The sequence below is a fragment of the Caulobacter zeae genome (assembly GCF_002858925.1).
GTDB classification, from domain to species: Bacteria; Pseudomonadota; Alphaproteobacteria; order Caulobacterales; family Caulobacteraceae; genus Caulobacter; species Caulobacter zeae.
This window is the reverse complement of the sequence record NZ_PJRS01000016.1, coordinates 76,554-91,669: the sequence shown is the minus strand read 5'-3', so window position 1 is coordinate 91,669 and position 15,116 is coordinate 76,554. Positions and strand designations below refer to the sequence as shown.

Here is a 15,116-nt window from a genome sequence, read left to right as displayed (position 1 = left end):
GCGGCGGAGGACCGCGTCGATCCTCCGCCGAGGCCGCCTTCGAGCCCTGGGGAAAGCCGAAGGGGGTGGCCGCCGCGCGGAGGGGCGCGACGACCAGTCTTCGAACCGTCCGCTAGTACTTGTAGCGGACGCCGATCCGATAGTTGGGGCCGCTGCCGCCGTACGAGAGGATGACCGGGTCGTTGTAGACGAACCGCTCGGACTTCTCGTCGGTGATGTTCAGGGCCTCGAAGGTGATGCTGACCTGCTTCATCGGCTGGTAGCGCATCGAGAAGTCGACGTTCATCGTCGACTTGGCCCCTTCGAACTCGTTGATCAGCGGGCCGTCGCAGGCCGAGCCGTTGGCCTGCAGGCCCGGGTCGCAGTTGCCCGAGGCGATGGGGTACTTGGTGTAGTACTCGTCGCGCTGGGCCATCGAGACGCGGGCGTTGAACTTCTTGGTCTCGTAATAGACCGTGAAGTTGATCCCCTTGGGCGAGGCGCCCAGCCAGGGGCCCGTGCCGTAGACCGGCGCCTTGGTCACCGCGCCCGTGGTGGCGTTCACCGCGCCAGGGTCGAGGATGTACTTCAGCTCGGTGTCCAGCTTGGTCATGTTGAACTGGACGCCCAGGTTCTTGAAGTACCAGGGCAGGAAGGTGAAGTCCTGCTGGTAGCTGAACTCCCAGCCTTGCAACACGCCGCCGGGCGCGTCGCGGACCTGGCGAGCCAGCATCACGTTGTCGGCGTCGATATAGGCGCGGCGGAAGATGTCGCCGCCGGTCTCGCCCGGGAACTGCAGGCGCAGTTGGGCGATGGCGTCGGCGTCGAGGAACTCCGACAGCGGGGCCTCGTAGAACACCGTCTGCGGGTATGAGTCGATGTCCTTGCGGAAGTAGCCCAGACTGATCAGGCCGCCCTTGGCGAAGTACCACTCGGCGGCCACGTCGAAGGCCTTGCCGCGGAACGGCGAGAGCTTCGGGTTGCCGACGGTCAGGGTGCCGCCGGTCACCGAGCCGTCGCCCGGGATGCTGACGCCGGTGACGGCGGGCGACAGGTTGCCCAGCAGCGGACGGGCCATGACCTTGGCCGCGGCGAAGCGGATGTAGAGGTTGTCCATCGCCTCCCAGGTCAGGTTACCCGACGGCAGGGTGTCGCTGTACTTGTTCTCGCCGCGGATCGGACGACCGGCCGTGGTCTCGCCGAGCGACTCGACCTCGGTCTCGGCCTGGCGGACGCCGAAGTTGCCGAACAGGCGACGACCGCCCCAGACCTCGTAGTTGAATCCGAACTGGGCGTAGTAGGCGAGGTTCTTCTCGGCCACCTCGAACGAGGCCGAGCGGTTGCGCTTCCGGGTGATGCGGAAGTCGCCGTACTTGTTGATGCAGTCGCAGTCGAAACCGAAGACGCTGCTGAAGGCCTCGAGGTTGGGCGCATAAAAGCGCGTGGTCGAGCCCTGCGGCACGTCCAGCCCCTGGCCGAACTCGATGATCTGGCCCAGCGAGGCGCTGGTCACGCCGGCTTCCTTCTCGGTCGGATTCAGGAGGTCGTTGTTGCGCTCGTACTGGTCGGTCGAGAACTCGTACTTGCGGCCGGTGATCCCGAACTTGATCGTCCAGTTGTCGTCCAGTTCGTAGGCGACGTCGATCTTGGCGCCGTTGTAGGTGTTCAGGGTGCTGCGCTTGTAGTGGCGCATGCCCGAGAAGCCCTTGACGATGCCCCACTTGCCGGCGTCGGCCGCATCGAAGCCGGCGTCGAAGCGCGGCATGCCCGACGCGCCCCGCTCGTCGAAGATGAACGGCTCCTGGGCGTCCATGTAGTTGAACTCGACCAGGGTGCCGGTGTTCTTGTTCTCCGACCGCGAAGCGCCGTAGGCGGCGGTAGCCTTCAGCTTGTCGCTGAACTCGTGGGTCAGTTCGGCCGACACCTGGCGGAAGTCGGTGGTGTAGGCCCCGCGGTCGGCGCCCGAGCGCCAGTCGACATTGCCCAGCTTCAGGTATTCGGCGTTCTGCCCCACCACTTCGGCGTCGAGCAGCTTCACCGACGGGCGCCCGATCAGGTCGCCGCGGAACGGCAGGCTGGAGGCCGGGCCGGCGTAACCGGGCGAGGACGGGTTGCTGTAGTACTCGTACGGATCCAGGTTGTAGGGATTGAAGCTGTAGGTGTAGCCGCTGACCGGGGCCTGCCCATAGAGTTGCTGGCCGCAGTCCTGGCCGGGGTTCAGGTCGGTCTCGGCGGTGAAGGTGCAGCCGCCCGGATAGAGCGCGCGGCGCTGAGCGTCGGTCATGGCGCTGCCGTTGCGGGCCGTGGCCGTCGGCACGTTGGCCCCGTACTGGTAGCTGGCGTTGGTGTTGTTGCGGTTCAGGCCGACGGGCGAGAGCTGGTAGTTGGTGCTGACGCTCTCGAACCGCGAATAGAGGCCATCGACTGTCAGCTTGGTGCGCGGGGTGATCTCGAACTGGAACGAGCCGGTCAGGCCCAGGCGTTCGGTCTCGACGTCGCGCTGGGCGATCGACGGTAGGGCCGGAAAGCGGATCTGGCTGTCGTTGCAGCCCGGCGAGGTCGGGGTCAGGCCCGCCACCGGCTGGCCGCTGGTCGCCGCGCAGTTCGGATAGAGTTTGGCGTAGGCCGCCGGGTCCGAGCCCGTCATCTCGGCATAGGCCAGCGGATTGGCGATCGGGTTGTAATAGTTGGCCGGATTGGCCTTGTAGGCGTCCAGCGCCGCGCCCGTCAGCGTGGTCGGGATCAGGGCGGTGAACACTGTGCCGGTCGGGGCCGCGAAGCCCGCGCGGCCGGGCAGTTCGTCGCCGGTCCAGGTCGAGCCGCGATAGACATAGTCCGACGAGCCGCCGCCGCGGGCGTAGGTGTCGTCCTCGGAGGTGCGCTTGGCGTAGGCGGCCGACATGAGCACACCAAGGCGGCCGTCGAACCAGCGGTTGGAGACGAGGCCGGTGATGCGCGGGCTGTGCTTCTTGCCGTTCTCGTAATAGCTGTCCTCGGCCGACAGGGCGAAGGCGCTCTTCTTGTAGTCGAAGGGCCGGCCGGTGATCAGATCGACCGTGGCGCCCAGCGAGCCTTCATCGGCCTCGGCCGACGAGGACTTGCGCACCCGCACCGAGCTGAACAGCTCCGAGGCGAAGGCGTTGAAGTCGAAGGCGCGCGAGCGGTTGGGGCTGGAGCCGGAGTCGTTGGAAGCGCCGGTCGACAGGGCCTCCATGTTGTTGATCCGCACCCGGCTGAAGTCGCCCGACAGGCCCCGCACGCTGATGGTGCGGCCCTCGCCATTGTCGCGGTCGATCGAGATGCCCGGCAGGCGTTGCAGCGACTCCGCCAGGTTGGAGTCGGGGAAGTCGGCGATGTCCTCGGCGTTGATGGCGTCGAGCATCACGTCCGAGTTCTTCTTGGTGTCGATGGCGCTGCGCAGGGCGGCGCGATAGCCGGTGACGACCACCTCGCTGACCGCGTTGTCGGTGATCGGCTTGTCGGCCGGCGGCGGCGAGGCCGCTTGCGCCAGGGCCACGGCCGGCGTCAGCAGCGCGGCCACCGTCAGGCTCGAAATCCCGGCCATCAGCCGCGTGCGCGGCGGCGCCTTGCCCGTCTTGTGATTGGTCATCCCTATTTCCCTCCCAATTGTTGATCGCGTCGCTTCGGACGCGTCGGCTTTGGCGCAAGCGCTCCCGTTCGCCGCGCCAGGGGCGCGGCGGCGAGAAAGCCCGCACTGATCTCTTGGTCTTCACGGACGGCGGCAGGCCGCCGCCTTAGTCTCGGCTCTAGGCGCTAGACATCGTCGCTCACCCTCCTGGGCTCGTGATCGGATCGGCCGCCATCCAGTCCAGCGCGTTGCTCAGCCAGCGCGTCTGGAGCGGGGCGACCATGTCGGGAAGGCGGTGGACCAGCACCCGCACAGCGCCCTTGCGCGCGATGAAGCTGGCCGCGCCGTTGTGGCGGTCGTGGTCGCGGCTGTAGGCGGCGATCACCTCGACGCCCAGCCCGTCGACCAGCAGGCCGTTCGAGGGCTGGCCCTCGACCTGATGCAGCACGCTCATGGCCATGTCGGACGGGATTCCGGCGAAGGTCGGATGGGACCGGACATAGTTCCAGTTGCCCATCCACGGCGCCCGCAGGCCGCCGACCTGACCGGCGTAGGAGAAGAGGCCAAGACCAGCCAGTTGCTTGGCCACGCCCTCGGCCAGGCCGTCTTCCTGCACCATGGCCAGCAGCGGCGTTCCGGCCGAGACGGCCGCCAGCACCTCGGGCGGCAGCTCGCCGAGCACCAGCTCGACCTTCTCGCCCTTCTTCGGCTGGGCCTCGAGACCGGTCTGCTCGCCGACCTGGCGGCGGACGATCTCGTCGGCCTTGAGGCCCGAGGCGACGATGGCGTCGTAGCGAGCGCCGGCCTTGAAGTCCTCGATCGTCATCCCGGCCTGCTTCTCCAGTTGGCTGCGCAAGCTCCTGGCGACGCCCGAGACGGCGACCTTCAACTTGCGCCGCGGCTCGCCCTGCGGCGCGGCGACCCAGACCTCGCGGTCGGAGACCACCTGACCCGAGCCCGACAAGACCACGCGGATCACATGCCGCCCTTCCAGCTCGAAGGCGGGCGTGCGGACGCTCTCGGCGACCAGCCACGACATGCGGTCGGCCTCGTGCGGCGGCACCGGCCAGCGCCCCGCCGCCCGCGCGACGCCATCCGGCCCGACGACGCTCAGCGCCAGTTCGCCGGTCATCGGCTTGCCGGTGTCGTTGAACAGCCAGAGATCAAGCTCGGCCGCCTCGCCTGGGGCATAGGCCAGCTTGCGGGGCTTGGCCACGGCCAAGGCCGGCCGCAGGCTCTGGCTCATGAGGCTCGGATCGGCCTTGAAGCCGCGCAACGCGTCGACGATGCCCGAGTGGTTCTCGATCGAGGTGCTTTCCCAGCCCGAGATGGCGGCGACATCCACAGTCTCGCCCAGCCGGATGTTCTCGAGGTAGTTGCGCCATGCCTCGTAGGCCTTGCGCCCCACCGACAGGAACAGCGCCTCGGTGGTCGGGAACGCCTTTCGGAAACCCCAGCGATCCAGATAGGCGTTGGTGGCCTCGACGATGACCTTGTGGTCTTCCAGGTCGTAGCTCTTGCCGCCCTTGGCCAGGATCTCGGCGACCATGGCCACGTGGTTGTCGGCCACGGCGCATCCCTGCATCTCGCCGAACTCGACGATGAAGGGCTTGCCCTTCTGCATGTGGATGTAGTCGTCCCTGGACGCGTAGAACTTGTCGTACCACTGGTCGCCGGCGCCCTGGTGCTCGACCCACCAACCGCCCCACGCTTCCACGTCCGAGCGGAAGTAGTGGTCGTTGTACGGCAGGTACATCGCCTGGGCCGCGCCGCGCTTGACGAAGCCGTCATTGAGGATGACCGCCCGGCTGGGATCCAGGTCGTGCATGGCCTTCAGCACGAACTGCACGTCGGGATTAGAGAGGTTCGCGCCGATCTCGTTCTGCAGCGTGTAGTGGGCCAGAGACGGATGCGAGCGGAAGGCCCGCACCATGGCCTGGCACTTCTCGACCATGAACTGGCGGCTGAAGGCGTCGGCGGGGTTCAGGCTCTCGCCCGGCTTGAGGTCGCGGCCGATGGCGTGACGGCCGCCGCCGGGCTCCATCACCCGCAGCAGCCCCATCTCGTCCATGGCCTGGAAAACCTCCGGCTTGCCGACATTACGGTGGAAGTGCAGCGCGTTGAGACCCAGCGTGTGGGCGGCGGTGACTTCGCGGCGCGCCAGTTCCGTGGTCGGCCACAGGCCGTTGAAGCCCCAATAGCCCCAGGAGATCGCCGAATAGAGCCGGATGCGACGGCCGTTGAGGCGCAGCACGGCGTCGGTTCCCACGCCCTCGACGCCGAACCAGCGAAAGCCGAAGCGCACCTCGCGCGTATCGACATCGCGCCTGGCCTCCGCCCACGACAGGCGCAGGCGATGCAGGCGCGGCGTATCGAGGTCCCACAGCTCGGCCTTGGACGCGGTCACCGAGAACCGGGCCCGCAGGCGGCGACCGCCTTCGACGGCTTCGAGAGTTTCGAGCTTGATGTCGGCGGCGACCGGCGCGCCCCTGTCATCGACCAGCGTAGCGGAGGCCTTGCCGCGCAGCGCCTGCGGATCGGCGACGGGCTTTTCCAGCACCACGTCCATGAAGGCCGTGACGGTGCGCGACTGCGGCGTGTTCAGCACCCAGGCGTCGTCGATGCGGGCGGCCTGTGGATGGACGCTCAGCGTCATGCCACGATCGAGCCCCCCGAAGCCGTGCGAGGCGAACAGCTTCACCTTGCCCCAGGCCATGGTGGTGCTGTCGCGCCAGTCGAACCGGCCGCCGGGATTGGTGATGCGGATCGACAGGCGATTGCCCTGCCCCGGCCTCATCGCCGCCGTCAGGTCGCAGGCGAACGGCAGCTCCGACATGATCGAGTAGCCGACCAGCTGCTCGTTCAGGAACACCTCGGCCCGCAACCGCGCGCCGCGCAGGTTCAGCAGCACCCGCTTGCCCTTGGCCGACGCAGGAATATCGATCGTCCGCGACCACCAGGAGACGCCCTTGTAGGCGCCGTAGCGCGGCACGTCGTCATCCTCGGCGTAGCGGTACTCGTCAGCGCCGTAGGGCCGCGAGGCGAACCTGCCCCAGAAGTGCTCTTCGACCGTGGTCGGCAGGCTGACGGTTATGGCCTCGGAAGAGCCAAGCGCGCCCCAGCCGCCAGTCGGCGGATTGACGGGCAGCGCCTTCAGGTCGACGGCGCTGGGCAAGTGCAGCGTATCGTCCTTCCAGGCCGCGGCCTGGTCGATCCAGAGGCTCCAGCCTTCGTCGGGCACGGCCAGCAGGTCGGCGGCCGACGCGGGCGCGCTCGTCCCGGTCGCGGCGAGGCCGGCGCCGCCGACGGCCAGGAAGGAACGGCGATCCAGCTTCACGGCAGCACCTTCCGGCCGGTGACGGCGAAACGGGCGAAAACACCAGCGGGCTTGGCCAGGCCCGGACGCGACACCGGCTGGCCGCCGCCGACCCAGAGGTCGACCGGCCCCGCCTCGACGGCGCGCACGCCGGCCGCGTCGACAACGCTGAGCGCCGACGGATCGAGCTCGAAGGTCAGGGTCCTGGTCTCGCCGGCCTTGAGGGCCACGCGCTGGAAGCCCTTCAGCGAGCGGATCGGCGCGCCGGCCGCACCGCGCGAGACATAGAGCTGCGCGACCTCGTCCCCATCACGAGCGCCGATGTTGGAGACGTCGATGCTGACCTTCACGGCTTCGCCGGCCTTCACCGACTTTGCCACCTTCGGCTGGCCGTACTTGAAGCTGGTGAAGCTCAGGCCATGGCCGAACGGATAGAGCGCCTCGCCGCCGAAGTAGCGATAGGTGCGCCCGGCGATACCGTAGTCCTTGAACGGCGGCAGTTGGTCGACCGAGCGGTAGAAGGTCAGCGGCAGGCGGCCCGAGGGGCTGTAGTCGCCGGCGATCAGGCCGGCCACGGCATGGCCGCCCTCTCCGCCCGGATACCAGGCCTCGACAATGGCCGGCAGCTTCTCGTCAGCCCAGTTCACGGCCATGGCCGAGCCGTTCATCAGCACCAGCACCACGGGTTTGCCCGTGGCGTGCAGGCCCTCCAGCAGGCTCTGCTGCGGCGCGGGCAGGTCGATGCGGGTGCGGTCGCCGCCGGCGAAGCCCGGGGCGCGGACCGACATCTCCTCGCCCTCCAGCTTGGCGGTCAGGCCGCCGACGAACAGCACCAGATCCGCATCCTTGGCCGCTGCGATCGCAGCCTCGGCGCCCTGGCTGGGCTTGCTCCAGGTCAGGCGCTGATCGCCCCGGTCGCCGTCCTGCCAGGCCTCCACGGTGATGGCGTGCGCCTGACCGGCAGTGAGGGCGACGGCGCCCTCCGGCGTGGCGTCGGCCGGACGCTTCCAGGCGTCGACCACGACCCTGCCGTCGACGATCACCCGATAACCACCCTCGCCGCGCAGCGTGAAGCGATGGACGCCGGTCTCGGTCGGCTTTAGGAAGCCCGTCCAGCGCGTGGAGGCCTGGCGCTTCTCGCGGGTCGGCCTCCCCCAGCTGACCTGCACGTTGGCCGCGGTCTCGGCCTTGGCCTCGCCGGCCAGCTCCAGACCCTGGAAGGTCTCGAGCTTCACACCCTTCGCGGCGCAGGCCGCGTCGGCGCAGAGCACGGCATTGGGCAGGGTGTTCATCGGCGCGCCGACCAGGCCTGTTCCCTCGACGAAGGTCACCTCCGCGTTCGGATAGCGTGCGCGGACCCCGGCCAGCACCGTCACCGGCTTGGAGGGCGTGCCGTTGTAGTTGCCGACCAGGGCGTCAAGGCTGTCGGCGTTCGGCCCGATCACTGCGATGCGCTTCGGCGCGGCCTTCAGCGGCAGCAGGCCGTCGTTCTTCAGCAGCACCATCGAGGCCTGGGCCGTCTTCAGCGACAGCGCCCGGTTGGCGGGCGTGTCGTTGTCGGCCGGCGTGATCTTCGAATAGGCGACATTGGCGGGCGGATCGAAGAGACCCAGCTTGATGCGGGCGACGAACAGCCGTCGCACGGCCTGGTCGAGCTCGGCCTCGCTCATCAGGCCGCTCTTCACCGCGTCGACGATCGGGCCGATCTCAGAGCTCTTGTTGGCGCCGAACTCGGCGCAGATCAGGTCGGTGCCGGCCTTCAGGCTGACGGCCACGCCCTCGGCCGGCGTCTTGGCGTAGTTGTGCGAGGTCGGCAGGAAGACGTCGGCGATGGCCGCGCAATCCGATACCACGTGGCCCTTGAAGCCCCACTTGCCGCGCAGGGTGTCCTTGAGCAGGAAGTCGCTGGCGCAGGCCGGCACGCCGTCGACGGCGTTGTAGGCGCACATCACGGACTCGACCTTGCCGCGCTTAACCAGCGCCTCGAAGGCCGGCAGGTAGGTATCGGCCAGGTCGTGCTTGCTGGGATGGATGTCGTCGTGGTGGCGATCGGCTTCCGGGCCGCTGTGCACGGCGAAGTGCTTGGCGGTGGCGGCGGTCTTGTAGTGCCGGGGGTCGCTGCCCTGCAGGCCGTGAACGAAGGCCACGCCGAACTCGGCGGTCAAGTGCGGATCCTCGCCCCAGGTCTCCTGGCCCCGGCCCCAGCGCGGATCGCGGAAGATGTTGATATTGGGCGACCAGACGGTGAGGCCGCGATACTGGCCGGAGCTTCCGTCAGCGCCGCGCTTCTCGACATACTTGGCGCGGAACTCGGTGGCGATGGTGTCGGCGACGTCCTGGATCAGCGGGACATCCCAGGTCGCCGCCATGCCGACGGCCTGCGGGAACACGGTGGCCTCGCCGGCGCGGGCCACGCCGTGCAGTCCCTCGCTCCACCAGTTGAAGGCGGGCACGCCAAGGCGCGGAACACCCGGTGCGGCATGCTTCAACTGGCCGGCCTTCTCCTCCAGCGTCATGCGCGAGACGAGATCGGCGGCGCGGGCCTCGGGCGAGAGGCTCACGTCGTGGAAGGCGTCGACCCGCGCCATCGCCACGGCCGGCGCAGTCGCCATGGCCAGCACCAGAAGAGAAACCACGCCGAAGCGACGGCTGCGGACGGATACGCTCATCAAACATCGCCTCGGGAAGAATTCAGATCGCGCAGCAGCTTGCGGTCGGGCCGGTAGACGACGGCGCGCTCGCCGCCGAGGTCGGCGCGAGCGCCGCTCTTGGGATTGACCAGGCCGTAGCGGCGCTTGTCGCGAATTTCGAAACGCCCGACGCCCGGCAGGTCGACGACCTTTCCTTCGAGCAGGGCTTCACGGATCTGGCGGCAGAGAGAACGTGTCAGCATGTCGCCGACGTCGGTTTGAAAGGCCCGGGCGATATCGAAGACGGGCTCTTCGGCGGGCCGCTCGTCGCCTGAGGACAGGCCACGCGGCGCAGCGCCCGAGTCGCGCGCAGAGCTGTTCATCGAACCGCCTCCCCTTCCCATGTTGCGGTCTTGTCGACCGTCTCGCCCGGTTAGCCACCGGTGTCATGATTGAAATAAGCATGTCGCAATCGACACGAAAAGAGAAAAAGGTACCGGTAACTTAAATAAATGCGGAGATTTTCTCCGCCTTTCTTCCCGACATTGAACGACGCCTGGCGGGCGCCGATCCGCACAAGAAAACGACCGCTGTCCCATAATTTTTCGTCGTCCATTGATCGGGCGGACTTTCGCCAGCATCGTCGCGCCAACCGGCGAGACCGGATGTTTGGGGAGACCTCGTGTCGACGGCGGAGCGGCCAGAAGCTCGCAACGACGAGCTGTGGAAAGACCGATCGGCTTATCGGCGCGCCTATGCCCAGGACTGGGGCGACCTGTGCGCCTTCCTGCGCGCGCGGTTCGGGGCGGGCCCGCCCGATCCCGAGGACGTCGCCCAACAGGCCTTCCTCAAGCTCGGGCAGCGGCCTTCGGATCGTTCGCTGGAAAGCCCGCGCGCCTTCGTCTTCCGCGTCGCCATCAACCTGACGCTCGACGGCCGGCGGCGTCGCCAGCGGACCGCCCGCCTGCTGGACGCCTCCGCGCCGGCGCTGGAGCCGGACGATGCGCCGGACGTGGAAAGGGCCCTGATCGCGCGCGACGACCTGAAGCTGCTGGAAAAGGTGGTGGCGGGCCTGCCGGATAGACACCGCCGCTATCTGGCGGCCAACCGGATCGAGGGTCTCAGCTTCGCCGAGATCGGCCGCCGCGAGGGCGTCTCCGAAGCCCTGGTCCGCAAGACCATCGACGAAACCACCGCCGTCTGCCAGCGCGCCCTGGCGCGCGGCGTCATCGACTACAAAGCCGACTACAGGGGCCTGTCGCGTGAACGCAACCGTCGATCCTGACTCGCCGATCGGGCGGGAAGCCCGGGCCTGGGCCCTGGCGGTGTCGGGCGAGCCGTTCCCGCCGGAGCGGTCGGCCGACCTGCGCCACTGGCTCGACGCCGATCCGGCGCATGCGCGCGCCTATGAAGAGGCCGAAGCGGTTCTGCTGGCGCTGAGCGAACTGCCGTCCCTGGCGCGCCCCGCTCCCCAATCGCACCGCAAGCCCCTGGCCCGTCCATCTGCCTGGATCGGCGGAGTGACAGCGCTGGCCGCCTGTCTGGTCACCGCCGTGTTCATAGCCTTGCCGCCCGCCGTGCTTGAGACCGGCGCTCAATCGCGCCAAGTCGCCCTCAAGGACGGCAGCACAGCCATCCTTGCGCCGGGCAGCCGCCTGGCGCCCGCTTCGCGCTGGAACGACCGCCGCTATGTCCTGGAACGCGGTGAGGCTTTCTTCTCGGTGCGCAAGGCCGACGGTCGCCGCTTCCAGGTCGAGGTCGGGGAGACGCAAGTCGAGGTGCTGGGCACGCGCTTCGACGCCCGGACCAGCGCCAGCGGCCAGGTCCGCGTGGCGGTCGAGGAAGGCCGGGTCGCCGTCTATCAGGGCACGGCGCGCAGGGAGGTCGCGCGTCTGGGCGCCGGCGATTATGTGCTGGTCGAGAACGGCCGCGCTCAGGGCGGCCGGCTGCCGGCCCCGACCGAAGCCGCCGCCTGGCGCGCCGGACGCCTGGCCTATGCCGACGCGCCCCTGGGCGACGTGGTCGCCGACCTCGTGGCCAGGGGCCATGCCGGACTGCGGGTCACGCCACGCGCCGCCGCCCTTCGGATCACCGCCAGCTTCCAGCTCGACCAGGCCGACCGGTTCATCGCCAGCCTGCCCGAGATCCTGCCGGTCAGCATTCGCGCCTCCGGCGCCCAGCGGACCATCGACGTCCGTCCCGGAACCGCCTCGGCGCCGTGATGAAGGCCGCTCCCGCGATCGGGGCGATGGCGGCGGCCTGGCTCATGGCGGCCCCCGCACTGGCGGCGGCGCCCGAACGATCCTTCGCCTTCGACCAGCCGGCCCAGCCCCTGGCCACGGCCCTGCTGTCGGTGTCGGCGCGCACCGGCGCGGTGATCGCGGCCCCGTCCGCCCTGACCGCCGGCCGTCGCGCGCCGGGCCTGTCGGGATCGATGTCGTTGAACCAGGCCTTGCGGATGTTGCTGGCGGGTTCGGACCTGGATTTCTCGATCTCGCCCTCCGGCGTCGTGACCCTGAAACGCCACACCCAGGCCATCGCGACCGCGCCGCCCTCGCCGGCGCGCCCCTCGACGCCCCAAGGCGATGAACCGACCCTGGTCACGCCGATCAGCGTACTGGCCCGCCCCCTGGCCGAGCCCGCGACCGAACAGGCAAGGGACGCGCCGGCCCAGGTCGACGTCCTGCTGGAGGAGCAGCTTCGCGGCGCCGGCGCGCTGGGCCTGGGCGACGCCCTGAGGCAGATGCCGGGAGTGGCCGCCGGCCCCGAAGCCGGCGAGGCGCGCCAGATCGCCGTCCGTGGCGTGGGCGGCCGCTTCACCCGCGTGCGGGTCAACGGCATGGAGACCCTCGCCACCTTCGGCGCCAGCAACGCGGTCGGCGGCACCAATCGCGGCCGGGCCTTCGACTACAACATCTTCGCCGCCGACCTGTTCAAGCAGGTGCGGCTGCAAAAGACCGCCTCGGCCGACGTCGACGAGGGCTCGCTGGGCGCGACGATCGACATGCGCACCCGCTCGCCGCTGGAGCTGCCGCGCCGCCACGCGGTGTTCATCGTCGAGGCCGGCTACCAAACCCTGTCGGGCGAGGCCCAGCCACGGGTCTCTGCGGTGCTGTCCCGGCGCGACGCCGCGGGCCGGCTGGGCTTCCTCGTCTCGGCCGCCTATTCGGGCCGCTCGGCGGTCGAGGCCGGGGCCAGCGCCGGCCAGTGGGAGACCGGCGTCGCCATCGCGCCCGGCTTCGGGTCGGCCGCCGCGCCGCTGGACCTCGCCGCCGTCAACGCCGCCCTGCACGCCCGTATCCCCCGGCTGGAACTGATGCAGATCGACCAGGATCGCGTGGGCCTGACCGGCGCGCTGGAATGGCGGCCGGACGACGCCACCCGCATCGCGCTGGACACGATCTATGCCGAACTGCGCTCCAGCCGGCGCGAGAACCTGTTGGAAAGCTTCACCTTCCGCACGCCCGGCGCCTGCGCCGCATCGCCCGATCCGCGCTGCGGCATAAACGCCGTGGCGGTCACGGCGGCCGACATCGCCCTGTTCGGCGGCCGCAAGCCGGTGCTGATCGCCGGCCGGTTCGACAATGTCGACGTGCGCTCCGAGGCCCGCCGCGACGAACTGAACACCATCTTTCGCCAGACAACCCTGGCGGCGACCCACCGGTTTCGCGAGGGCCTGGAAGGCCGGCTGCTGGCCGGCTTCAGCCGATCGGACTTCAGCAATCCCGTCCAGCAGACGCTCTATCTGGAGCAGTTCGACGTCGACGGTTTCGCCTACGACTTCTCCGACAGGAGCCGTCCGGCGCTGAGCTTCGGCGACGCCGCCCTCGCCGCGCCCGACGCCTGGACGATCAGCGAGTTCCGCTCCGATCCCAACTGGGTCGACAACAGCTATCGTTCCCTGGCGCTGGACCTAGAAAACCGCTCGGGCCCGGTGGACTGGCGCGTCGGCCTGCTGGCCAAGACCTATCGCAACGTCGGTTCGGCCCGGATGCGCTCGGACGGCGGGATCGGCAACATCAACGTCGAGCTTCCGGCGAGCCTGCGCGCGCTCTCCCTGGTCGACTACGTCCGCCTCGTGGGCCAGGGCGTCGACTTCGGCGTCGTCGGCGCCCCCGCGCAATGGCTGGCGATCGACACCCAGGCCGCCCTGTCGGCGGCCTGTGCGACAGGCCGATGTCCGGGCTTCGAACTGGGCCCCGGCGCCGTCGCCGGCCTGAACTACGACGTGACCGAACGTTCCGACGCGGCCTTCCTGCAACTGGCCCTGCCCCGCTCCCCCTCGCGCCGCTTCTGGGGCGAAGCGGGCGTGCGCGTGATCCACACAAGGGTCGACGCGGCCGGCCTTGATGTCGGAGCCGACGCCATCGCGCGGTGGACCAGCGCCGCCAATGACTACTGGTCCACCCTGCCGTCGCTGAACCTGGCCTGGAGCCTGTCTCCCGACATCGTCATGCGGCTGGGCGCGGCGAGAGTGATGGTGCGGCCCGACCTGATCAGCCTGCGGCCCGGTGTCAGCGTCTCGACCACCGGCGCCAAATCGGTCTCGTCGGGCAATCCGGACCTGCGCCCCACGCGCGCCGACGCCTTCGACCTGTCGCTGGACTGGCGGCCCCGCCAGGGCGTGCAAGTCTCGGCCGCCGTCTATCGCAAGACCATCGCCACCACCGTGCAGGGCACGAGCACCCGCCCAGCTCCGTTCTCGGCCAATCCGTTCGGCCTGCCCGACAGCGTCGCGGCCGAGGCCTGCGGCGGGGCGCCGGATTGCTCGGCCGGCCTGCCGATCTGGCAGTTCTCGCGCCCGATCAATTCAGGCCCAGGCCGGCTCACCGGCGTAGAGGTCTCGTTCCGCACGCCACTCGGCGAAAGCTGGAGCGTCCAGGGCGCGGCCGCCTATACCCGCACCGTTGTGCGGCTGCTCGACCAGAACGGCTCCTGGGTCGACATGCAGGACGCTCTCGGCGCGCCTCGCGTCGCGGCCAACATCGGTCTGGCCTACCAAAGACACGGCCTGGAGGCGCGCGCCGCGCTCAGCCACCGCAGCCGATATCTCGCCACCATCCCCGCTCCCAACGGCGGCGACGTCGACGGCGTGGATCCGCTGACCACTCTGGACGCCGCCGCCAGGCTGACCCTGTCGCCGCGCCTGACCCTGACGGCCGAGGCCGCCAACCTGACCGACGCCTACCAGCGACAGTTCAGCGACCGTACGCTGATCCCGACCTATCGCCACCACACCGGCCGAGAGTTCCGGCTGGGCCTGCGCTGGGCGATGTAGTCGCCGCGCTGATCAGTGATGATGACGCCCGCTCAACGACATGAGCCTCATCAGAACATGCAGAATTACTCATAAGCTTGCGCAGCCGCGACGCCGCACCCGCAGACGATCTGAATACCCATCAAATTCAATGCACAAGGTATTCAGCCAGAAGCGCTGAAAGCCGAACCGCAAGCGAACGCAGTTTTTCTGAATACCAGAACCGCCGGAGCGGCAGCCGAATACCGCTCGGAGGCGACGTGACACGCCGCTCTCCTTCTTTGGCGACTTCCCCGCGTTCACTTAGGGCCGCCGCTTCGGCGGCGGCCGCTTCTTGGGGAGGTC

7 protein-coding genes are annotated in these 15,116 nt (G+C 69.1%); 3 read left to right on the top strand and 4 right to left on the bottom strand.

The window, feature by feature from the left end; all coding sequences use genetic code 11:
* Positions 1-112: 112 nt before the first annotated feature.
* The 4 genes from SGCZBJ_RS08055 to SGCZBJ_RS08040 form a co-directional block, all read right to left on the bottom strand.
* A complete protein-coding gene (locus SGCZBJ_RS08055; protein ID WP_101717504.1) occupies positions 113-3,589 on the bottom strand; it encodes a TonB-dependent receptor domain-containing protein in 3,477 nt (1,158 codons plus the stop codon).
* 178 nt (positions 3,590-3,767) lie between these two features.
* On the bottom strand, positions 3,768-6,905 hold the full coding sequence (locus tag SGCZBJ_RS08050) for a sugar-binding domain-containing protein (protein ID WP_101717503.1): 3,138 nt from the start codon (positions 6,903-6,905) through the stop codon (positions 3,768-3,770).
* On the bottom strand, positions 6,902-9,553 hold the full coding sequence (locus tag SGCZBJ_RS08045) for a glycoside hydrolase family 3 C-terminal domain-containing protein (protein WP_101717502.1): 2,652 nt from the start codon (positions 9,551-9,553) through the stop codon (positions 6,902-6,904). The genes SGCZBJ_RS08050 and SGCZBJ_RS08045 overlap by 4 nt, the downstream gene beginning before the upstream one ends.
* Entirely contained in the window at positions 9,553-9,897 is a 345-nt protein-coding gene (locus SGCZBJ_RS08040) for an HU family DNA-binding protein (protein ID WP_165799273.1), read from the bottom strand. Before SGCZBJ_RS08040 ends, SGCZBJ_RS08045 begins: the two co-directional genes overlap by 1 nt.
* A 299-nt stretch (positions 9,898-10,196) precedes the next feature.
* Between SGCZBJ_RS08040 and SGCZBJ_RS08035 the strand changes: the two genes are divergently transcribed.
* From SGCZBJ_RS08035 to SGCZBJ_RS08025, 3 genes are read left to right on the top strand one after another with little or no spacing between them, the layout of a single operon-like run.
* Entirely contained in the window at positions 10,197-10,799 is a 603-nt protein-coding gene (locus SGCZBJ_RS08035) for an RNA polymerase sigma factor (protein WP_101717500.1), read from the top strand.
* Positions 10,777-11,736, top strand: a complete 960-nt coding sequence (locus SGCZBJ_RS08030; protein WP_101717499.1) for a FecR family protein — start codon at positions 10,777-10,779, stop codon at positions 11,734-11,736. The genes SGCZBJ_RS08035 and SGCZBJ_RS08030 overlap by 23 nt, the downstream gene beginning before the upstream one ends.
* Positions 11,736-14,792, top strand: coding sequence for a TonB-dependent receptor (locus SGCZBJ_RS08025; protein WP_101717498.1), 3,057 nt, complete (start codon positions 11,736-11,738; stop codon positions 14,790-14,792). The genes SGCZBJ_RS08030 and SGCZBJ_RS08025 overlap by 1 nt, the downstream gene beginning before the upstream one ends.
* Positions 14,793-15,116 lie beyond the last annotated feature (324 nt).

Bases quoted from the DNA above. Each gene is read 5' to 3' on its own strand.
- SGCZBJ_RS08055 (WP_101717504.1), bottom strand. From the start codon at position 3,589: ATGACCAATCACAAGACGGGCAAGGCGCCGCCGCGCACGCGGCTGATG.
- SGCZBJ_RS08045 (WP_101717502.1), bottom strand. From the start codon at position 9,553: ATGAGCGTATCCGTCCGCAGCCGTCGCTTCGGCGTGGTTTCTCTTCTG.
- SGCZBJ_RS08040 (WP_165799273.1), bottom strand. From the start codon at position 9,897: ATGAACAGCTCTGCGCGCGACTCGGGCGCTGCGCCGCGTGGCCTGTCC.
- SGCZBJ_RS08025 (WP_101717498.1), top strand. From the start codon at position 11,736: ATGAAGGCCGCTCCCGCGATCGGGGCGATGGCGGCGGCCTGGCTCATG.